The following is a 19,178-nucleotide window of genomic DNA, read 5'->3' as shown; positions in this document are numbered from 1 at the left end:
CCTCTCTAGTCTCGACGCCTTCCTGCCAGTGGATCGGGTCGGGCGCGGCCTTCCACCCCTGCTCCGCGCAGAGTGGTCGGCCTCGCCGATCAGGCCGGGCCGCGGTGCCGTCGGCTGCGTGGACGCGGGCGCGCAGCCGAATGTGGCTCGGGTGGCGCCGTGCCCGAGGGCTCTTCCGGGAGGGATAGCGGGTCGACGGGGCCCGGTGGTTGGCCATCGATGGTTTCCAAGCCGGGCAGGAACGCGTGATCCGGGCCGGTGTGAGCGCGTTTGGCACGCTCGGGCACCGGGAGGATGCGACGCCGGGCGAGTTCGCCGACGTCGATCAGCGGGGCGGCCACGATGCGATCGAGTAGCTCCGCCTGTTGTGGTTCCAGGTCGGTTAGGTGGCGGAGTACGGCGAGCATTTCGACGAGTTCCCGGCTCCACTCGTGCTCCCAGCACTCGGGGCGTTCACGGTCGAGTTCGCTCGACACCTTTCCCGTGGTGCGGTCGCTGCGGTAGGCGAGCCAGCTGTCGAGTACGTTGCGCCCGCCGGTGGTGTAGTTGCGCATGAGCGGCGTGACGCCGGTGAAGATGCCGCCTTGGATGACCAAGTGTTCGCGTTCGCCGTCATAAGTGATGGCTCTCGGGAGCTTCACCGATGCGACGTTTCTGGCATAGGTGATTTCGGGATACATGCGCCGCCACCAGTTCGATGTGCCAGCCGGGCGGTCGTTGTCACGGTCGATGCAGCGTACGCCGAATGTAGAGGCCCACAGGGTGTGGCGCCCGAGACTGACGGCCTCGTGCCAAAGGCTGGTGTCTGCGGTCAGGGGCACGCGTACGCCGAGTGAGTTGAGGTCATCCGCGTAGCGTTCGCTGAAGTTCGGGTGAGCGGTGATAGCGGCGATGTAGGCGAGCAGATCCTCGGGAAGGACCTCTTGGAGACCGTAGGAGTTGGCCAGGTGGCGCAACAGCCCCGGAGCGACGTTGGGGGTGCCGTCGGCGTGCAGAAGCGGGAGGACGCGACCACCGTTTCCGTTGAAGTAATGCATGTCGGGGACGAGCGCTGTGAAGAGCAGCGCCGGCCCACTCTGCAGGCGCTGGGTGTGCTGTTCCGCGACGAAGATCTGGCCGTGGATGGCGGCTTGCCAAAGCTCGGGACGGGCGAAGTCGATGACCCGGCCATCGGGTATGAGCCACTGCCGATCCAGGGCTCTGCGGGAGATGCGTATCGGTGGAGGACAGGCGTTTCGTTCGTCGCGAAGGAGGGCTGAAGGGTGGGGATGCCCGGGAATCTGAAGGGCTTCCCTGTCCAGGGTGCGGTCACGGGTCTCTTTGAACAGAGCTTGTTTTGCTGTGGGGTCACGTTCTTGGATTAGGCGGTTCCAGCGTCGGCACAAGGTGGCTCTGGACGGGCTGATGACCCAGTTCCGGTTGGGTTTGATGCCGGGCTTGAACCACGGCATCAGGTCGGTGAGGGCCGGGAAGGTATCCCAGCCGCTCAGGGACGCAGGTGTGAAGGGCGCGGGCTTCACAGAGCGGCACGTGCGCCAGCTCGGATCATTGATGTGCAAGTCGTGCAGTTGCTGTTCCTTGTTCTGGCGGGTGCCGTGGACGGCTACATAGTGAACGGGGGCCAGTACGCCCTGCTGTTCGCCCTGGCGGCGAACGAAGATGCCGATGGCTAACTCCTGTTGGACGCCAGGGAAGAAGCGGCTGTTGATCGGCGGCCTCTTCGTCTCAGGTGTCAGGTCGATGACCCAGCCCTCGGTACAGGTGCGCCGCAAGTACGAGCGCATGCCCTGAAAGCCGGCGCCACGGATGAATCCGCCGGTGCTTACGAAGCAGACGACGCCGTGGCGATGGTCGTCGTACTGATCGAAAACTTTGTGAGTCGCCCAGCGCCAGAAGTAGGTGCACAGGCTTTTCAGCTTGTTCTCGTACACGCCTGCCGCGCCGCGCAACCGAAAGGCGTCCAGCGGCGGGTCGCCGCGGCCGGGTGAGCCGTTCTCGATCCATCCGCCCTGTCCCTCTGCTTGTTCGCGGTGGGGAGGGTTGCCGATGACGACGGTGATGCGTCCGTCGCGCTGGATGGTCCTGGCCTTTTTCGCGTCTTCACGCAGGGGCCCCCACAGCGCGCCGTAACGGTCGAAGAGTTCGCTGGGCCGCCAGGGATCGGCGAGTGTGTCGGCCAGGTGCAGGCGCATATCGGCCAGTGGGACCCGGGTGTTGAGGGAACGCAGCATCTGCCCGACACGCATTTGGGCGACGGCGAAGGCGCCCATCTGCTTTTCAAACCCGATCAGTCGGCCCGCGAGTTCTTGCACGGACTCGGCGCGGAAGCCTTCATTGCCGCCCTCGGACTGCTTGCGGGCGACGAGGTCGATGATGCCGGTGAGGAAGGTGCCGGTGCCCATGGCCGGGTCGATGATGGACACGCCGGGATCGGCGAAGCCGTCCGGGCAGTCCAGCATGGTGGCCAGTACCTCGTCGACCAGGCGGATCATCTCGGCCACCAGTGGGGCCGGGGTGTAGTACGTGCCGGAGTCCTTGCGCAGGTCGGCGTCGTACTCCTGGAGGAAGTGTTCGTAGAGATGAATATGGAAGCCCGGTTCGCCGGCCAGGGCCTTCCTCCAGTCGATGGCGTCGATGACCCGGACGAGCATGTCGAGGCTGTCGCGGAATTCCCCCTCGACCTGGTCAGTGAGGATCTGCAGAGCACGTCCCATCACGGAGTGCTCCACCCCCAGGCGTCGGCCGACCTCATGCAGGCTCATGCCTGCCAGTGCGCCGTCATGTCCACGGGCTGCGTCCGAGCCGGCGAGCAAGAGTGCGAATGTAACGGACTGGGCGTAGCGGTCGGAGAAGGCCGTGCGTTTGTCCCGGTCGTCGGTAGTGGGGAAGAGATCGACTTCGAGAGTGGCAGCCAGGTCGGTGAAGGGACGCTGGTGACGCGGGAGACAGGCTTCAGCATCGAGGCGGTCGTGGACGGCGTCGCGCAGCAGAATGCACAAGGGAGCTACTTGCGCGACGACTTCCCGCATCGACGTCAGCGGCTGCGGCTGCCAGCCGAAGAAGGCAGTCAGCATCGCTTCGAAGGCCGCCTCGCCGGCAGCCGGCAGTCGCAAGCGGGAGCCTGCGGTGCGCAGATCGCCTTCGAGGTGGACGGTGTCGCCGTACTGGCGGCCCGAGCGATACATGATCCACGTTTGGCCGTTGGTGTAGATCAGATTGGGGAGCTTCGCCATGCCTTCCCATTGTCGACGGTCGCGCTGGTTCAGCCCGCCGGGATGAATTGCGCTCTTGTCCGGGCTTTTCAGCTCGACATAGCCGACGATGTTGCGCGGTAACTTCCCGATGCGCACTGCCAGATCGGGGCGGATCCGGTGCGCGGCAATCGCGACCTCGGCATGCAGGACAGCCTGCAACCCCAACACTCCGGCCCCGTCGACGAGAAGTGTTTCCACTGCTCGGCGTATTGCCGCTTCCTTCTGGCCGTGCAGCAACGCCTGTTTGCACGTCGCACCGAACTCGCTGACGATGTGTCGAAACTGGTCTCTGCGCTGCATCCCGCCCCCCGAAGGTCGGCACACCCCACATCCGCCAAGCAACCCACAGTAAACGTGGCGTTACGCTTCGTCGAGAGGTTGTTCAGAGTTGGGTAAGTCTGCGACTTGCCGATGTGCATCGGCAGGCGCACGAGCCCCAGGGGCAGCAATTCGTCGCCGCTTTGCTCAGTCGGTGCCGCCAGCGCTGCAGGGATGAGCCAGGGAGTGCCAGTGCCGGAGCGCGCGCAGCGACAGATCAGCGACGAGCAGTTCCGTGACGCGACGCTGATCTGGAACTACCACCAGATGGGCCACGAGGTCCGCCCCTGCTCGGCGGCGATCGGGCTCGGCAGCCACGACCTGGGCGTGGCCACCAGGGCCGCCGAGCTCCACCGCGCCGGACTCTTCCCCCTCGTGGTGTTCAGCGGAGGCAACAGCCCCACCACCCGCGCCCGCTTCCCGCGCGGCGAGGCTGTCCACTACCGCGAGCACGCGTTGAGCCTCGGCGTGCCGGACGCGGCCGTCCTCGTCGAGCCGAGGGCCGCCAACACCGGGCAGAACATCGCCTTCTCCCGGGAGCTGCTGGCCGGGGCCGGTGTGGAGGTCGAGTCGCTGCTGCTGATCTCCAAGCCGTACATGGAACGCCGCTCGTACGCGACCTGCCGCAAGCTGTGGCCCGCGGTCGACGTCGTCTGCGCCTCCGAGCCGCTGGAACTGGACGACTACCTCAAGTCCATCGGCGACGAAAAGCTCGTCGTGGACATGCTCGTCGGCGACCTGCAACGGCTGATCGAGTACCCGAAGCTCGGCTTCGCGGTCGAGCAGGACGTACCGGGGGATGTACAGGGCGCCTACGCACGTCTTCTGCGCGCCGGGTTCGACAGCCGCCTCATCGGCGCCTGACGCACCCCGAGGCGCCCGGCGCACGCCGGTCCGCGCCACCCGGCCGAGTGAGCACGATCCGACGGCCGCACCCGTCCCCCCCAGACGCCCCCGACCGGCCCTACGGCCAAACCAAGCAATAAGGCTGATGCCCAGCCTCATGCAGCCGTACCGAGAAGTCCTGCCACTCGTGCAGCAGCTGGTACACGTTGAACGCGTCGCGGGGGCCGCCGCGGTCCGGGACCGTGGACCAGATGAAGGCCGCCGCTCCCACCGTCTCCTCGCCCACCCCACGCAGGGGGTCGACCACCGTCATCGGGAGTTTGACCACCGCGTAGTCGGGGTGCAGGACGACGAGCTCCAGTGGGGGGACCTTGTGCAGCGGTATGCCCTGGATTCCGGTGAGGACCATCGCCGCCACCGTCTCCGGCTTGATCTTGGTGAACATGCCGCCCATGCCGAGCTCGTCGCCGCCGAGTTCCTCGGGGCGCATCGAGATCGGCACCCGGGCCGCGGTGGCTCCGTCGGGCGCGCCGAAGTACTTGTAGGTCACCCCCACTCGGCCGCTCCCGTTCCCTGGACCCGTGACGGGGTCGATCCGCTCGAACCGCTCGACCCGTTCCTCCGCGTCGCGCCGGTGCCGTCCCCGCCGACGGGCGCGCTCGGGACCCCGGTCGTCGGTCCCCTCGCCCAGTCCGCCACCGCGATGCATATCTTTCACCCGATTGCTTGTAGCCCGACTGCTTTGTAGACGGCGCGGCCCCCGCCGCGCAACCCGATCATCGTGTCAGTGACCTCCCCCACCGGGGTGCGGTGAAACACCTGTCCGCAAGAACGTCCGGGCCTCTGCCACCATGGCCTGTGTGAGCTATCCGTACGAATACGACGCCCCAGTTTCGCAGACGCTATTCGACCGCGCGTCCCTCGTGACGCCCGGCGGCGTCAACTCTCCCGTCCGTGCCTTCCGCGCCGTGGGCGGTACGCCCCGGTTCATGGTGTCCGGTGCGGGTCCCTACCTGACCGACGCCGACGGACGTGAGTACGTCGACCTGGTGTGCTCGTGGGGTCCGATGATCCTCGGGCACTCGCACCCCGAGGTGATCGCGGCCGTCCAGGCCGCCGTCGCCCGCGGCACCTCCTTCGGTACGCCCGGTGAGGGCGAGGTCGCGCTCGCCGAGGAGATCGTCGCCCGGATCGAGCCCGTCGAGCAGGTCCGCCTGGTGTCCTCGGGCACCGAGGCGACCATGTCCGCGATCCGGCTCGCCCGCGGCTTCACCGGCCGCGCCAAGGTGATCAAGTTCGCCGGCTGCTACCACGGCCATGTCGACGCGCTGCTCGCCGCCGCCGGTTCCGGCGTTGCCACCTTCGCGCTGCCGGACACCCCGGGTGTCACCGGCGCCCAGGCGGGCGACACGATCGTGCTGCCGTACAACGATCTGGAGGCGGTGCACGCGGCGTTCCACGCGCACCCCGGCGAGATCGCCTGCGTCATCACGGAGGCCTCGCCCGGCAACATGGGCGTCGTCCCGCCCGCCGACGGCTTCAACGCGGGGCTCAAGGCCGCCTGCGCCAAGAACGGCGCGCTCTACATCTCCGACGAGGTCATGACCGGCTTCCGGACCAGCAAGGCCGGTTGGTACGGCGTCGACGGCGTCAAGCCCGACCTCATGACGTTCGGCAAGGTCATGGGCGGCGGCTTCCCGGCCGCGGCCTTCGGCGGCCGCGCCGACGTGATGGGCCACCTCGCGCCCGCCGGTCCCGTCTACCAGGCCGGCACGCTCTCCGGTAACCCGGTCGCCACCGCCGCCGGCCTCGCGCAGCTGCGGCTGCTCGACGACGCCGCGTACGCGAAGGTCGACGCGGTCTCGAAGGAGATCCAGGGTCTCGTCACCGCCGCGCTCACCAAGGAAGGCGTCGCCCACCGCCTCCAGACCGCGAGCAACATGTTCTCCGTCTTCTTCACCAACCGTGAAGTACGGAACTACGAGGGCGCCAGGAACCAGGAAGCCTTCCGGTTCAACGCCTTCTTCCACGCCATGCTCGCCAACGGCGTCTACCTGCCGCCGTCCGCCTTCGAGTCCTGGTTCGTCTCGACCGCCCACGACGAGCGGGCGATCGAGCGCATCGCGGCCGCGCTGCCCGTCGCCGCCCGTGCCGCAGCGGAGGCCACCGCATGACCGTCGACAACACCGCCGGCGACATCACCGTCGTCCACCTCATGCGCCACGGCGAGGTGCACAACCCCGACGGCGTGCTCTACGGGCGCCGGCCCGGGTACCACCTCTCCGAGCTCGGGCGGCAGATGGCCGACCGGGTCGCCGAGCACCTGGCGGGCCGCGACATCACGCACGTCGTCGCGTCCCCGCTGGAGCGCGCCCAGGAGACCGCCACCCCGATCGCCAAGGCGCACGGGCTCGACCTCGCCACCGACGCGCGGCTGATCGAGGCGGGCAACGTCTTCGAGGGCAAGACCTTCGGTGTCGGCGACGGCGCCCTGCGCAAGCCCGCCAACTGGAAGCACCTGACCAACCCGTTCCGCCCGTCCTGGGGCGAGCCGTACGTGGAGCAGGTCGTGCGGATGATGGGCGCGCTGGACGCGGCCCGTGACGCGGCCCGCGGCCATGAGGCGGTTCTGGTCAGCCATCAGCTGCCGATCTGGACCGTGCGGTCGTTCGTGGAGCGGCGCCGGCTCTGGCACGACCCGCGCAAGCGGCAGTGCACGCTCGCCTCGCTGACGACGTTCACGTACCAGGGCGACAAGATCGTCTCGGTGGGCTACAGCGAGCCCGCCCGCGATCTGGTCCCCTCCCACCTGCTCGCGGGCGCCAAGCCCGTGAAGGGGAAGGCGAAGGCGTTCGGCGCCTGAGCCGAGCCGCAGCCACGCGCGAATCGTTTCGCCCGGCGGAGCACCCCGTTCCGCCGGGCCGCGCACTCGCCCCGGACGCCCGAACCGCCCCTCGTCGCCCTGCGTGTACGGATTCTGATGAACCGTACGATTTACGAAGATTTGTGCGACTGGCCGGAACCATCGCGCTCCCCGCCGCATCTCACCTGTTGTCCGCTCCTGGCCGTGGCCGGTGTGGACGCCGGGGACGACGATGCGATGGGGACGGACGGAATGCGCGATTTCAGTCGAAGGGGAATGCTCGGGCTGGGACTGGGTGCCGCCGCCGCGGCGGGTATCGCCGGGTGCGGCAGCAAGGACGGCTCGGGCGGGAACGCCGGCTCGGGCAAGGACGGGGCCGCCAAGAAGCCCGACGCCAAACTGATCGGCGACGGTTCCACCGCCGACACCGGCAAGCAGCCGCACCAGCCTCCCAAGCCCGTCCCCCTCGAACCCGGCCAGACCCCACCGCAGTTCGTGGTCTTCTCCTGGGACGGCGCGGGCGAGGTCGGCAACGGCCTCTTCCCCCGCTTCCTCGACCTCGCCAAGGACCACGGCGCCTCGATGACCTTCTTCCTCTCCGGGCTTTATCTGCTGCCCGAGTCGAAGAAGCGGCTCTACCACCCGCCGAACAACAACGTCGGCGCCTCCGACATCGGCTACCTCAGCGACGACCACCTCAAGGCGACCCTCCAGAACGTGCGCCGGGCCTGGAACGAGGGCCATGAGATAGGCACGCACTTCAACGGCCACTTCTGCTCCGGTCACGGCACCGTCGCCAACTGGACCCCCGCCCAGTGGCAGAGCGAGATCGACCAGGCGATGTCGTTCGTCACCAACTGGAAGACCAACACCGGTCTGACCGACGAGGACCCGCTGCCCTTCGACTACAAGCGCGAGCTCGTCGGCGGCCGCACCCCGTGTCTGCTCGGCCAGGACAACCTGCTGCCGACCGCGCAGAAGCTCGGCTGGCGCTACGACGCCTCCTCGCCCGGCGGCACCCAGGTCTGGCCGGTCAAGCGCCACGGCCTGTGGGACCTGCCGCTCCAGGAGATACCGTTCCCGGGGCACTCCTTCGGGGTCCTCTCGATGGACTTCAACATCCTCGCCAACCAGTCGAAGAATTCGACCAAGGCGCCGCCGGCGAACTATCCGGGCTGGCGCAAGCAGGCGACCGAGGCCTATCTCGCCGGATTCAAGCGCGCGTACGAGACGAATCGCGCCCCCTTCTACATAGGCAACCACTTCGAGCAGTGGAACGGTGGCATCTACATGGACGCCGTCGAGGAGGCCCTGAAGGGAATGGCGGGCAAGCAGGACGTACGCCTGGTCTCCTTCCGGCAGTACTGCGACTGGCTCGACGTCCAGGACCCGAAGGTGCTGCAGAAGCTGCGCTCGCTCGGGGTCGGCCAGAAGCCCGCCGGCGGCTGGAACACGTTCCTCAAGGCGGCCTGACCAGGAGGCCCGCGCGGAATCTGTGAACCGGGCAGGACTTCTTAGGCGGCGTTGACAAGGGTCTTTACGGGCACCCAGGGGGGTGCCCAAGATCCCCCAAACGGTCATGCGAAACTTTTCACATGTCCGTGAGTCCTGCCCATCCCCGCCGTCGCGCCTTCCTGCTGGTCACGGCAGCCGCGGCCGCCGGTGCGCTGACCCTGACCTCGTGCAGCTCCGGCGGTACGTCCGGCGGCTCGGGCGACACCAAGTTCGTCACCGGCACCGGCGGCATCGCGACGGTCGCCAAGGGCGACCGGCACAACGCCCCGGATCTGTCCGGCGAGACCGTCGACGGCAAGAAGATCGACGTCGCCGACCTCAAGGGCAAGGTCGTCGTCTTGAATGTGTGGGGCTCGTGGTGCGCGCCCTGCCGGGCCGAGGCCCCGTATCTCGCCAAGGTCGCCAAGGACACCAGAGCCAAGGGCGTCGAGTTCGTGGGAATCAACACCCGCGACACGGACAAGGGCCCGGCGGTCGCGTTCGAGCAGCAATTCGGCGTCGACTATCCGAGCCTGTACGACCCGATCGGCAAGCTCATTCTCCGCTTCCCGAAGGGAAGTCTGAATCCGCAGGCCATTCCGTCCACGATCGTGCTCGACCGGGACGGGAAGATCGCGGCCCGGGCGCTGCTGGCGCTGGACGACACCAAGCTCCACCAGATGATCGACCCGCTGATCGCGGAGAAGTGATCTCGTGGACGCGTCCCTGACCGTACTGGCCGCCCAGTCGACGCCCGGCATGAACGACACGGTCCTCAGCGGGGCCCTGCTCGTCGCCCTGCCGGTCGCCGTGCTCGGCGGCCTGATCTCGTTCTTCTCGCCCTGCGTCCTGCCGCTCGTGCCGGGCTACCTGTCGTACGTGACAGGAGTGACCGGCACCGATCTCGCGGAGGCCAAGCGCGGCCGGATGGTCGCCGGGGCGAGTCTGTTCGTCCTCGGGTTCACCGCCGTCTTCGTCTCCGGCGGCGCCCTGTTCGGCTTCTTCGGCCAGACGCTCCAGGAGTACAACGACACGATCTCCAAGATCCTCGGCGTACTCATGATCTTGATGGGCGTCTTCTTCATGGGCCTGATGCCCTGGCTGACGCAACGCGAATTCCGGTTCCACAAGCGGCCGGTGAGCGGTCTCGCGGGCGCGCCGATACTCGGCGCCCTGTTCGGCGTCGGCTGGACGCCGTGCCTGGGCCCGACGCTCACCTCGGTGAACGTCCTGGCGATGGACCAGGCGAGCGCCGGTCGCGGGGCCATACTGACCGTCGCGTACTGCGCCGGTCTCGGACTGCCGTTCGTGCTGGCGGCGGTCGCCTTCCGCAAGGCCCTCGGCGCCTTCGGCTGGGTGAAGCGGCACTACGTGTGGGTGATGCGGACCGGCGGCGGCATGATGATCGCCACCGGTCTGCTGCTGCTCACCGGTGCCTGGGCGGAGCTCATCCAGCAGGTGCAGGTGTGGTCCAACGGCTTCCAGGTGGGTGTCTGATACATGAGTAGGACCGAAGCGGCCCCGGAGCGGGCGTCGGAGCAGGACACGGATACGAGCGAGGCCGAGGACCGGGCCAAGAGGAGCGCCGAGCACGATCTCGGCGAGGCCGGCGCGCAGCTCTCCACGGCCCCGTCCGAGGAGCTCTCCAACGGCCCCGTCGGCATCGGCGTGATCGGCTGGATCCGCTGGCTGTGGCGCCAGCTCACCTCGATGCGGATCGCGCTGCTGCTCCTGCTGCTGCTCTCGCTCGGCTCGATCCCCGGCTCGCTCATCCCGCAGACCCGGGTGGACGAGCTGAAGGTCGCCGACTTCGAGAAGCGGCACAGCACGATCTCGCCGATCTACGAGAAGCTCGGCCTGTTCCACGTCTACAGCTCGGTGTGGTTCTCCGCGATCTACATCCTGCTGTTCGTCTCGCTGATCGGCTGCATCGTCCCGCGCACCTGGCAGTTCATCGGCCAGCTGCGCGGCCGCCCGCCGGGCGCGCCCCGGATGCTGACCCGGCTGCCCGCGTACACGACGTGGCGCACCGAGGCCGACCCGGAGCAGGTCCGCGAGGCCGCGGCCGCGATGCTGAAGAAGCGCCGCTTCCGTACGCATGTGGTCGGCGACGCGGTCGCCGCCGAGAAGGGCTATCTGCGCGAGGCCGGGAACCTGATCTTCCATGTCTCGCTGATCCTGATCCTGGTGGCGTTCGCCGTCGGCCAGCTCTTCAAGTCCGAGGGCGGCAAGCTGATCGTCCAGGGCGACGGGTTCTCCAACACCCTGACCCAGTACGACGACTTCAAGTCCGGCTCGCTCTTCAAGAGCGACGACCTGGCGCCCTTCAGCTTCACCCTGGACCGCTTCGACGCCACGTACGAGCGCAACGGGCCCAACCGCGGCACCGCGCGCGAGTTCGTCGCCCACGTGACGTACTCCGAGGGCGCCGACGGCAAGCCGAAGAAGAAGGCCATCGAGGTCAACAAGCCGCTGATCGTCGACGGCTCGAAGGTCTACCTGCTGGCCCACGGCTACGCGCCGACGGTCACCGTCAAGGACGGGCGCGGCAAGGTCGTCTTCCACGGCTCGGTGCCGCTGCTGCCCATCGACAACAACATCTCCTCCAGCGGCGCCATCAAGGTGTACGACGGCTACACCGACGCCAAGGGCAAGTGGGACCAGCTCGGTTTCGCCGCGTTCTTCGTGCCGACCTACGGCGGCAAGGGCAACGGGACGATGTTCTCCCAGTTCCCCGCGCTCGACTTCCCGGTGCTCAACGTCGGCGCGTACCACGGCAGCCTCGGGGTCAACTCCGGGCTTCCGCAGAACGTGTACCAGCTGGACACCGACAAGATGAAGCCGTTCAAGGACCCCGACGGCAAGGTGCTCAAGAAGACCCTGCTGCCCGGCGAGTCCCTGGACCTGCCCGACGGTGCCGGGTCGATCACCTTCGACAAGGACATCAAGCAGTGGGCGAGCTTCCAGATCTCGCAGCAGCCGGGCAACGAGCTCGCGCTGACCGGCGCGATCCTGGCCATCGCGGGCCTGGCCGGCTCGCTCTTCATCCAGCGGCGCCGGATCTGGGTCCGGGCCGTCACCGGAAAGGACGGCGTCACCGTCGTCGAGATGGCGGGCCTGGGACGCAGTGAGTCCGCCAGGCTCCCCGAGGAGCTGGCCGATCTCGCGGTCACGCTCATCCCCGAGGCGCCGACCGCGCCCGATCCCGCAGCTGAGCCCGCCGAGGACAAGGCTGCCGTACCTGCCACCTCCGAAGGGGCTGAGAAGTGAATCTCGCCGCCACCACCAACGAGAACCTCGCGCACACCAGCAACTACCTGATCTACTCCGCCATGGCGGTCTATCTGCTGGCGTTCTTCGCGCACATGGCCGAGTGGATCCTGGGCAGCCGCAGCAAGGTCGCCCGCACGGCGGCCGCGCTCACCGCGGGCCCGGACGCCGCCGCCGAGACCGGCTCCGGCACGGTCAAGGTGCAGGTCGCCAAGAAGGGCGGCGGCACCGCGGTCCTGGAGCGCCCCAAGGTCGTCACCCGCTCCGCCACCGGCAACCGTGACGTCCCGGACGGCCCCGGCGCCGCCGGCGGCGACGTCAAGGGCGACCTGTACGGCCGTATCGCGGTGTCCTTCACCGTCCTCGCGTTCCTCGTCGAGTTCGGCGGCGTCCTCACCCGCGCGCTGTCCGTGCAGCGGGCGCCGTGGGGCAACATGTACGAGTTCAACATCACCTTCTCCACGATGGCCGTCGCCGTGTACCTCGGCCTGCTGGCGATGAAGAAGGACGTGCGCTGGCTCGGCCTTCCGCTGGTCACCTCGGTCCTGCTCGACCTCGGCCTCGCGGTCACGGTCCTCTACACCGCGAGCGACCAGCTGGTGCCCGCGCTGCACTCGTACTGGCTGTGGATCCACGTCTCCACCGCGATCTTCTGCGGCGCGGTCTTCTACGTCGGCGGCGTCGCCACCCTGCTCTACCTCTTCCGCGACAAGTACGAGGCGAAGCTCGCGTCGGGCGGACAGCCCGGCAGGTTCGCCACGTCGGTCATGGAGCGGCTGCCCTCGGCCGCCTCGCTCGACAAGTTCGGGTACCGCGTCAACGCGGCGGTCTTCCCGCTGTGGACGTTCACGATCATCGCGGGCTCGATCTGGGCCGGTGACGCGTGGGGCCGCTACTGGGGCTGGGACCCCAAGGAGGTCTGGTCCTTCATCACCTGGGTCGCGTACGCCTGCTACCTCCACGCGCGCGCCACGGCGGGCTGGAAGGGCCGCAAGGCGGCGACGCTCGCGCTGATCGCCTTCGGTTGCTGGCTCTTCAACTACTACGGCGTCAACATCTTCGTGACCGGCAAGCACTCGTACGCGGGCGTCTGAGCCCTCCCGTACAGGGACGCAAAGCCTCTGAAGCCGGGCCCGACCGCCAGCACAGGCGTTCGGGCCCGGCTTCGGTGACACTGATGGCATGACGCACATGACGGACGTGATCCCTCATGGCACCAGCGAGCCCCACGACGGCGCCTGGCTCCTGCGCTACGAGCTCCATCTCCCGCACCCGAGGACCCGGGTCTGGGCCGCAGTCGCCACCCCCGAAGGCCTGCCCGGCTGGCTGTGCGCCGCCGACGTACTGGAGCCGCGCCTCGGCGGTGCGGTGACGCTGCGCTGGCTGAACGGGGAGCCCGACGCCGTCCACTCCGGGCAGGTCACGGCCTGGTTCCCGGAGCGCGTCGCCGAGTACACGGTGGACCTGCACGGCCGCATCCGCTTCCACCTGGAGCCGGAGGGCCCGACGGGGACGGTGCTGCGCTTCACCAACGAGTTCCCGGGCGAGGACGCCCTGCGCCTGGACTGCCTGGCCGGGTGGCACCAGCACTTCGAGTTCCTGGCCGACGCGCTCGACGGCCGCCCCAAGGACTGGTCCACGTGGTCCCTGGAGCGCTGGCGCGAGCTGCGCGACACGTACGAGCGCACCGCACTGGCTCGTTAACGGCCCTTCGGATCGTCCTCGTCGCGCTTGTTCAGCGACGCCAGGAACTCCGGGTTGTCGTCCGGCGCCGTCCAGCCGCCGCGCCGCGCGGCCGTGCGGCGCGGCCGGCCCGCCACCAGCCAGGCGATCGGGCCGAGCAGGACCTCGCCGAAGAGCAGGATCACGATGACCCACACGACCTTCGGCAGGCCGCGGACCTCGTTCTCCGGGGTGTTGAGGCAGTCGATGAACGCGTAGATCCACAGCGCCAGGACCAGCAGGAACGGCAGATACCTGAGCATGTTCGGAAGGTCCCCCCAGGGAACGGCGACGGGGCTTGTGGCGGCCCCGGTGACCGGCCCAGGGTAACCGGTGCCCGATACTTGACCCCATGGCTTACGACGATCTCCGCTCGCTGCTCCGCGCGCTGGAGCGCGAGGGCGACCTCATCCGCATCAAGGCCGAAGTCGACCCGTACCTGGAGGTCGGGGAGATCGTCGACCGGGTCAACAAGGCGGGTGGCCCGGCGCTTCTCTTCGAGAACGTCAAGGGCGCCTCGATGCCGCTCGCGATGAACGTGTACGGGACCGACCGGCGCCTGCTGAAGGCCCTCGGCCTCAAGGCGTACGAAGAGATCAGCGAGAAGATCGGCGGGCTGCTCAAGCCCGAGCTCCCGCAGGGCTTCGTCGGGGTCCGCGAGGCGTTCGGCAAGCTCGGCTCGATGGTCCACGTACCGCCGAAGAAGGTGAAGGAAGCCCCTGTCCAGGAGGTCGTCCTCACCGGCGACGACGTCGACCTCGACATGCTGCCCGCGCTGTTCACCTGGCCCGAGGACGGCGGCTCGTTCTTCAACCTCGGCCTCACCCACACCAAGCACCCCGAGACGGGCGTGCGCAACCTCGGGCTCTACCGCCTCCAGCGCCACGACAAGCGCACCATCGGCATGCACTGGCAGATCCACAAGGACAGCCGCAACCACTACGCGGTGGCGGCGAAGAAGGGCGAGCGGCTGCCGGTCGCGATCGCCTTCGGCTGCCCGCCCGCCGTGACGTACGCCTCGACCGCGCCGCTGCCCGGGGACATCGACGAGTACCTGTTCGCCGGGTTCATCCAGGGCAAGCGGATCGAGATGGTCGACTGCAAGACCGTGCCGCTCCAGGTCCCGGCCAACGCCGAGGTCGTCATCGAGGGCTGGCTGGAGCCGGGCGAGATGCTGCCCGAGGGCCCGTTCGGCGACCACACCGGGTTCTACACCCCGCAGGAGCCGTTCCCGGCGCTGACGATCGACTGCGTGACGATGCGGAAGCGTCCGCTGATCCAGTCGATCGTGGTCGGGCGCCCCCCGACGGAGGACGGCCCGCTGGGCAGGGCGACCGAGCGCTTCTTCCTCCCGCTCCTCAAGATCATCGTCCCGGACATCGTGGACTACCACCTGCCGGAGTCGGGCGGCTTCCACAACTGCGCGATCGTCTCGATCGACAAGAAGTACCCCAAGCACGCGCAGAAGGTGATGCACGCGATCTGGGGCGCGCACATGATGTCGCTGACGAAGCTGATCGTGATCGTGGACGCCGACTGCGACGTCCACAACCTGCACGAGGTGTCCTGGCGGGCCTTCGGCAACACCGACTACGCCCGTGACCTCACCGTCGTGGAGGGCCCGGTCGACCACCTCGACCATGCCTCGTACCAGCAGTTCTGGGGCGGCAAGGCGGGGATCGACGCGACGGCGAAGTGGCCCGAGGAGGGCTACACCCGGGACGGCGGCTGGCCGCACATGGTCGAGTCGGACCCGGACACGGCGGCGAAGGTCGACCGCCGCTGGAAGGAGTACGGGCTCAAGTGAGCGCATCTGCCGCAGCCGTCCCGCAGCCGGGCCGCACAAAAGCCTTCCTGCGCCTGGTCATGATCGAGCACTCGGTCTTCGCGCTGCCCTTCGCCTACATCGCCGCGCTGACCGCGATGTTCCAGTTGGACGAGAAGATCCACTGGGTCAAGCTGCTCCTGGTCACCGTCGCCATGGTGGGCCTGCGCACCTTCGCGATGGCCTGCAACCGGATCATCGACCGCGAGATCGACGCCCGCAATCCGCGCACGGCCCACCGTGAACTGGTCACCGGCGCCGTGTCGGTGAGGTCCGCGTGGACCGGCGCGCTCATCGCGCTCGTCGTCTTCCTGGGCGCCGCCGGACTGCTCAACCCGCTCTGCCTGGCGCTCGCCCCCATCGCGGTGATCCCGATGGTGGTCTATCCGTACGGCAAGAGGTTCACCAACTTCCCGCAGGCGATCCTCGGTCTCGCGCAGGCCATGGGCCCGGTCGGCGGCTGGCTGGCGATCACCGGCGAGTGGTCCTGGCACGCGGTGATCCTGGGCCTGGCGGTCGGCGTCTGGATCGGCGGCTTCGACCTGATCTACGCCTGCCAGGACGTCGAGTCCGACCACGAGACCGGAGTCCTCTCGGTCCCGGCCCGCTTCGGCGTCCCGAACGCGATCCGCGGCGCCCGGGGCTGTCACGCCGTCACCACGGCCCTGCTGGTCTGGTACGCGGTGGTGACCGACGCCGGGACGTTCTTCTGGATCGGCCTGGTGATCGTGGCGGCGGCGTTCCTCTACGAGCACACGATCGTCAAGCCCCACGACCTGTCCCGCCTCAACCGGGCGTTCTTCACGACCAACGGTTTCATCGGGATCTCGCTGTTCGTCTGCGCGCTCCTCGACCTGCTGGTCCGCGGGCTCTCGGTGTGACGGCTCCCGCCCCCGTGCCGCCGGATAGGCTCGGACACGTGGAGCAGGTGAACATACACGGTCAGCGAGAAGCGCGGGGGGCTCGTACGCCCTGGGTCGTCGGGGTGTCCGGTGCGTCGGGGACGCCGTACGCGGCTGCCGTGCTGCGGGGGCTCGTCGACGCGGGCGAGAGCGTGGATCTCGTCGTGTCGCGGGCCTCGCGGCTGACCCTGCTCGACGAGACGGGGATCGCCTTCCGTGACGCGCACTGGCGCGACGATCTCGCGAAGTGGCTGGCGCGGGGGGCGGACGGGAAGCCGGGGACCTTCGACGTGGGCGGGGCCTACCTCGACGACGTGCGGTACTGGAGCGCCGGGGATCTCGGCGCCGGGCCGTCGTCCGGTTCGTACGCCGTGCGCGGGATGCTGATCGTGCCCGCCAGTACGGCGTCGGTGGCCGGGGTGGCGCTCGGGCTTTCGAAGGACCTGTTGCAGCGGGCCGCGAGCGTGACGCTCAAGGAGCGGCGGAAGCTGGTGGTCGCGGTGCGGGAGACGCCTCTGAACGGGCAGACCCTCAAGCACCTGGTGGCGCTGGACGAGGCGGGCGCAGTGGTGCTGCCCGCCTCTCCGGCGTTCTACGCGGGGGCGACGCACATCCAGGATCTGGTGGACTTCGTCGCCGGGCGGGTGCTGGACGCGGCAGGCGTGCCGCACAGCTTGTACCGCCGTTGGGAGGGAGAGCTCGGGAGCTCTCGTCCTCCGAGTTAGCGCTTCTTCGCGGCGCGCTTCAGAGCGCGGCGCTGAGCGGCGGTGGGCTGGTGGGCACGCGAGCGGTTGGCCTGGTCCTGAAGCTCGCGCATACGGGCGTAGGCCATCTCGATCGTGTACACGGTGTCAACACTCCTGAAAGATCGTCTTTGATCTGCTGGAAAATGATGCAAGCAGCTGAATGATTCACAGGGCGTCGACCCTGTGTACCTTAGATTCTACACCTAAACTCGCGGTATTGCTGAACAATGGAAGGCTTCAGGCATATGGACGCCGTGGACAGGCAGCTCATCCAGGCCCTGCGGGAGAACGGCAGGGCCTCCTACGCCGAGCTCGGCCGGCTCGTCGGTCTCTCCGGGCCCAGCGTCACCGACCGCATCAACCGTCTTGAGGCGGCCGGCGTCATCACCGGCTACCGCGCCACCGTCAACGCCGCCTCGCTCGGCCTCGGCGTGACCGCGCTCATCGGCATCTCGCTCTCCGACGCCGCCGACCACGAGGACGTGGCCCGCCGGCTGCGCGATCTGGAGGAGATCGAGGACTGCTGGTTCATCGCGGGCGACGACTCGTACATGCTCAAGATCCGGGCCTCGGACGTGGACGGTCTGGAGAAGACCATCCGGCGCCTGGGCTCCACCAAGGGCGTCTCGCGGACCCGTACGACCATCGTGCTCTCCACCAAGTGGGAGAACCGGGTCGGCGAACTTCCGGAGTAAGTGGGGGCGTACGGTGGTGGGGCCTGTGTACGGAGATATTTGGGAGGCCGCCGCATGACCGCATCGATCACGGATGTGGGCTTCAAGCGTGAGCTGGAGGCTAAGGTCCGGGCCGGGGAGCGGCTGTCCCGCGAGGACGGCATCGCGCTCTACGAGTCGGACGACCTGGCCTGGCTCGGCGGCCTCGCGCACGAGGTGCGGACGCGGAAGAACGGCGACGTCGTCCACTTCAACGTCAACCGGCACCTCAACATGACGAACGTGTGCACCGCGTCGTGCGCGTACTGCTCGTTCCAGCGCAAGCCGGGCGAGAAGGACGCGTACACCATGCGCATCGAGGAGGCCGTCCGCCTCGCCAAGGCGATGGAGAACGACAACCTCACCGAGCTGCACATCGTCAACGGGCTCCACCCGACGCTCCCTTGGCGCTACTACCCGCGCTCGCTGAAGGCCCTCAAGGAGGCGCTGCCGAACGTCGGCCTGAAGGCGTTCACGGCGACGGAGATCCACCACTTCGAGACGATCTCGGGGCTGAGCGCCTCCGAGATCCTCGACGAGCTGATCGACGCGGGCCTCGAATCGCTGACCGGCGGCGGCGCCGAGATCTTCGACTGGGAGGTCCGTCAGCACATCGTCGACCACAACACCCACTGGGAAGACTGGTCGCGTATCCACCGCCTGGCGCACGAGAAGGGTCTCAAGACCCCCTCGACGATGCTGTACGGGCACATCGAGGAGCCCCGGCACCGGGTCGACCACGTCCTGCGTCTGCGTGAGCTCCAGGACGAGACCGGCGGTTTCCAGGTCTTCATCCCGCTGCGCTACCAGCACGACTTCGTGGACATGCAGGACGGCAAGGTCCGCAACAAGCTCCAGGCGCGCACCACGATGGCGACCGGCGCCGAGGCCCTGAAGACCTTCGCGGTCTCGCGCCTGCTCTTCGACAACGTGCCGCACGTGAAGTGCTTCTGGGTGATGCACGGCCTGCAGACCACCCAGCTCGCGCTCCAGCACGGCGCCGACGACATGGACGGCTCGGTCGTCGAGTACAAGATCACGCACGACGCGGACAACTACGGCACGCCCAACAAGCTGACCCGTGACGACCTCCTCGACCTGATCCGCGAGGCCGGTTTCCGCCCGGTCGAGCGCAACACCCGGTACGAGATCATCCGCGAGTACGACGGCCCGGACCCGGCGCTGCGCGAGTCGCCGCAGGCGATGCGGATCTGAGGACCGGACT

The 19,178-nt window shown here is 68.3% G+C and carries 18 protein-coding genes; 14 read left to right on the top strand and 4 right to left on the bottom strand.

Translation table 11 applies throughout. From position 1 onward, the window contains the following. Window positions 1-89 precede the first annotated feature (89 nt). Window positions 90-3,554, bottom strand: a complete 3,465-nt coding sequence (locus tag BG418_RS26765; protein ID WP_188276501.1) for a type ISP restriction/modification enzyme — start codon at window positions 3,552-3,554, stop codon at window positions 90-92. Between the two features lie 192 nt (window positions 3,555-3,746). On the opposite strand from BG418_RS26765, the gene BG418_RS26760 reads away from it, so the two are divergent. Beyond that, window positions 3,747-4,436 (top strand): YdcF family protein, encoded by a 690-nt coding sequence (locus BG418_RS26760; protein ID WP_188276500.1) that lies wholly within the window; start codon window positions 3,747-3,749, stop codon window positions 4,434-4,436. A 100-nt stretch (window positions 4,437-4,536) separates the two neighbouring features. On the opposite strand, the gene BG418_RS26755 is transcribed toward BG418_RS26760, so the two are convergent. Continuing rightward, complete coding sequence (locus BG418_RS26755; RefSeq protein ID WP_188276607.1) at window positions 4,537-5,127, bottom strand: hypothetical protein; 591 nt, start codon at window positions 5,125-5,127, stop codon at window positions 4,537-4,539. 142 nt (window positions 5,128-5,269) lie between these two features. Here BG418_RS26755 and hemL point away from each other — a divergent pair, with 142 nt between their 5' ends. From hemL to BG418_RS26715, 8 genes are all read left to right on the top strand, one after another. Then, window positions 5,270-6,592, top strand: a complete 1,323-nt coding sequence (hemL, locus tag BG418_RS26750; RefSeq protein WP_188276499.1) for a glutamate-1-semialdehyde 2,1-aminomutase — start codon at window positions 5,270-5,272, stop codon at window positions 6,590-6,592. Continuing rightward, window positions 6,589-7,281 (top strand): histidine phosphatase family protein, encoded by a 693-nt coding sequence (locus BG418_RS26745; protein ID WP_188276498.1) that lies wholly within the window; start codon window positions 6,589-6,591, stop codon window positions 7,279-7,281. The genes hemL and BG418_RS26745 overlap by 4 nt, the downstream gene beginning before the upstream one ends. A 252-nt stretch (window positions 7,282-7,533) precedes the next feature. Beyond that, window positions 7,534-8,754, top strand: a complete 1,221-nt coding sequence (locus BG418_RS26740) for a hypothetical protein (RefSeq protein WP_188276606.1) — start codon at window positions 7,534-7,536, stop codon at window positions 8,752-8,754. A gap of 122 nt (window positions 8,755-8,876) precedes the next feature. Then, window positions 8,877-9,485: a TlpA disulfide reductase family protein gene (locus BG418_RS26735; protein ID WP_188276497.1), complete on the top strand. Its 609-nt coding sequence runs from the start codon at window positions 8,877-8,879 to the stop codon at window positions 9,483-9,485. A gap of 49 nt (window positions 9,486-9,534) precedes the next feature. Continuing rightward, window positions 9,535-10,272, top strand: a complete 738-nt coding sequence (locus BG418_RS26730) for a cytochrome c biogenesis CcdA family protein (protein ID WP_188276605.1) — start codon at window positions 9,535-9,537, stop codon at window positions 10,270-10,272. Between the two features lie 3 nt (window positions 10,273-10,275). Continuing rightward, window positions 10,276-12,045, top strand: coding sequence for a cytochrome c biogenesis protein ResB (locus BG418_RS26725; protein WP_188276496.1), 1,770 nt, complete (start codon window positions 10,276-10,278; stop codon window positions 12,043-12,045). Next, entirely contained in the window at window positions 12,042-13,139 is a 1,098-nt protein-coding gene (gene ccsB / locus BG418_RS26720) for a c-type cytochrome biogenesis protein CcsB (RefSeq protein ID WP_188276495.1), read from the top strand. Before BG418_RS26725 ends, ccsB begins: the two co-directional genes overlap by 4 nt. Before the next feature lie 97 nt (window positions 13,140-13,236). Next, the gene (locus BG418_RS26715) at window positions 13,237-13,749 is read left to right on the top strand and encodes an SRPBCC domain-containing protein (protein WP_188276604.1); all 513 of its coding nucleotides are present in this window, start codon (window positions 13,237-13,239) and stop codon (window positions 13,747-13,749) included. On the opposite strand, the gene BG418_RS26710 is transcribed toward BG418_RS26715, so the two are convergent. Then, on the bottom strand, window positions 13,746-14,030 hold the full coding sequence (locus BG418_RS26710) for a PLD nuclease N-terminal domain-containing protein (RefSeq protein WP_188276494.1): 285 nt from the start codon (window positions 14,028-14,030) through the stop codon (window positions 13,746-13,748). The two genes, BG418_RS26715 and BG418_RS26710, sit on opposite strands and share 4 nt — an antisense overlap. 89 nt (window positions 14,031-14,119) lie before the next feature. On the opposite strand from BG418_RS26710, the gene BG418_RS26705 reads away from it, so the two are divergent. The 3 genes from BG418_RS26705 to BG418_RS26695 are packed head-to-tail and all read left to right on the top strand — an operon-like array spanning window position 14,120 to window position 17,219. Continuing rightward, window positions 14,120-15,574, top strand: coding sequence for a menaquinone biosynthesis decarboxylase (locus tag BG418_RS26705; protein WP_188276493.1), 1,455 nt, complete (start codon window positions 14,120-14,122; stop codon window positions 15,572-15,574). Then, window positions 15,571-16,473: a menaquinone biosynthesis prenyltransferase MqnP gene (gene mqnP, locus BG418_RS26700; RefSeq protein ID WP_188276492.1), complete on the top strand. Its 903-nt coding sequence runs from the start codon at window positions 15,571-15,573 to the stop codon at window positions 16,471-16,473. The genes BG418_RS26705 and mqnP overlap by 4 nt, the downstream gene beginning before the upstream one ends. A gap of 38 nt (window positions 16,474-16,511) precedes the next feature. Next, window positions 16,512-17,219, top strand: a complete 708-nt coding sequence (locus BG418_RS26695) for a UbiX family flavin prenyltransferase (protein ID WP_317453760.1) — start codon at window positions 16,512-16,514, stop codon at window positions 17,217-17,219. Here the strand turns inward: BG418_RS26695 and BG418_RS40600 are convergent. Continuing rightward, window positions 17,216-17,341, bottom strand: a complete 126-nt coding sequence (locus tag BG418_RS40600) for a hypothetical protein (protein WP_262928613.1) — start codon at window positions 17,339-17,341, stop codon at window positions 17,216-17,218. The genes BG418_RS26695 and BG418_RS40600 overlap by 4 nt on opposite strands. A 144-nt stretch (window positions 17,342-17,485) precedes the next feature. Here BG418_RS40600 and BG418_RS26690 point away from each other — a divergent pair, with 144 nt between their 5' ends. Together BG418_RS26690 and mqnE are read left to right on the top strand one after the other, a co-directional pair. Further along, entirely contained in the window at window positions 17,486-17,935 is a 450-nt protein-coding gene (locus BG418_RS26690) for an Lrp/AsnC family transcriptional regulator (RefSeq protein WP_067160265.1), read from the top strand. A gap of 54 nt (window positions 17,936-17,989) precedes the next feature. Continuing rightward, window positions 17,990-19,168 carry an aminofutalosine synthase MqnE gene (mqnE, locus tag BG418_RS26685; protein WP_188276491.1) on the top strand — a complete coding sequence of 393 codons (1,179 nt, stop codon included), beginning with the start codon at window positions 17,990-17,992 and terminating at the stop codon, window positions 19,166-19,168. The last annotated feature ends 10 nt before the right edge of the window (window positions 19,169-19,178 follow it).

The organism is Streptomyces sp. CBMA152 (assembly GCF_014596475.1).
In the GTDB taxonomy this organism is placed as follows: Bacteria; Actinomycetota; Actinomycetes; order Streptomycetales; family Streptomycetaceae; genus Streptomyces.
Note: the sequence above shows the minus strand (reverse complement) of the source record. Positions and strands in the feature narration are given on the sequence as shown.

What these genes read in the sequence shown, in the direction of transcription:
- BG418_RS26765 (WP_188276501.1), bottom strand. Translation starts at nt 3,554, where the DNA reads ATGCAGCGCAGAGACCAGTTTCGACACATCGTCAGCGAGTTCGGTGCG.
- BG418_RS26710 (WP_188276494.1), bottom strand. Translation starts at nt 14,030, where the DNA reads ATGCTCAGGTATCTGCCGTTCCTGCTGGTCCTGGCGCTGTGGATCTAC.
- BG418_RS26735 (WP_188276497.1), top strand. Translation starts at nt 8,877, where the DNA reads ATGTCCGTGAGTCCTGCCCATCCCCGCCGTCGCGCCTTCCTGCTGGTC.
- mqnE (WP_188276491.1), top strand. Translation starts at nt 17,990, where the DNA reads ATGACCGCATCGATCACGGATGTGGGCTTCAAGCGTGAGCTGGAGGCT.
- BG418_RS26755 (WP_188276607.1), bottom strand. Translation starts at nt 5,127, where the DNA reads ATGCATCGCGGTGGCGGACTGGGCGAGGGGACCGACGACCGGGGTCCC.
- BG418_RS26730 (WP_188276605.1), top strand. Translation starts at nt 9,535, where the DNA reads ATGAACGACACGGTCCTCAGCGGGGCCCTGCTCGTCGCCCTGCCGGTC.
- BG418_RS26725 (WP_188276496.1), top strand. Translation starts at nt 10,276, where the DNA reads ATGAGTAGGACCGAAGCGGCCCCGGAGCGGGCGTCGGAGCAGGACACG.
- BG418_RS26690 (WP_067160265.1), top strand. Translation starts at nt 17,486, where the DNA reads ATGGACGCCGTGGACAGGCAGCTCATCCAGGCCCTGCGGGAGAACGGC.
- BG418_RS26760 (WP_188276500.1), top strand. Translation starts at nt 3,747, where the DNA reads ATGAGCCAGGGAGTGCCAGTGCCGGAGCGCGCGCAGCGACAGATCAGC.
- BG418_RS26740 (WP_188276606.1), top strand. Translation starts at nt 7,534, where the DNA reads ATGCGCGATTTCAGTCGAAGGGGAATGCTCGGGCTGGGACTGGGTGCC.
- BG418_RS26705 (WP_188276493.1), top strand. Translation starts at nt 14,120, where the DNA reads ATGGCTTACGACGATCTCCGCTCGCTGCTCCGCGCGCTGGAGCGCGAG.
- BG418_RS26715 (WP_188276604.1), top strand. Translation starts at nt 13,237, where the DNA reads ATGACGGACGTGATCCCTCATGGCACCAGCGAGCCCCACGACGGCGCC.
- hemL (WP_188276499.1), top strand. Translation starts at nt 5,270, where the DNA reads ATGGCCTGTGTGAGCTATCCGTACGAATACGACGCCCCAGTTTCGCAG.
- BG418_RS26745 (WP_188276498.1), top strand. Translation starts at nt 6,589, where the DNA reads ATGACCGTCGACAACACCGCCGGCGACATCACCGTCGTCCACCTCATG.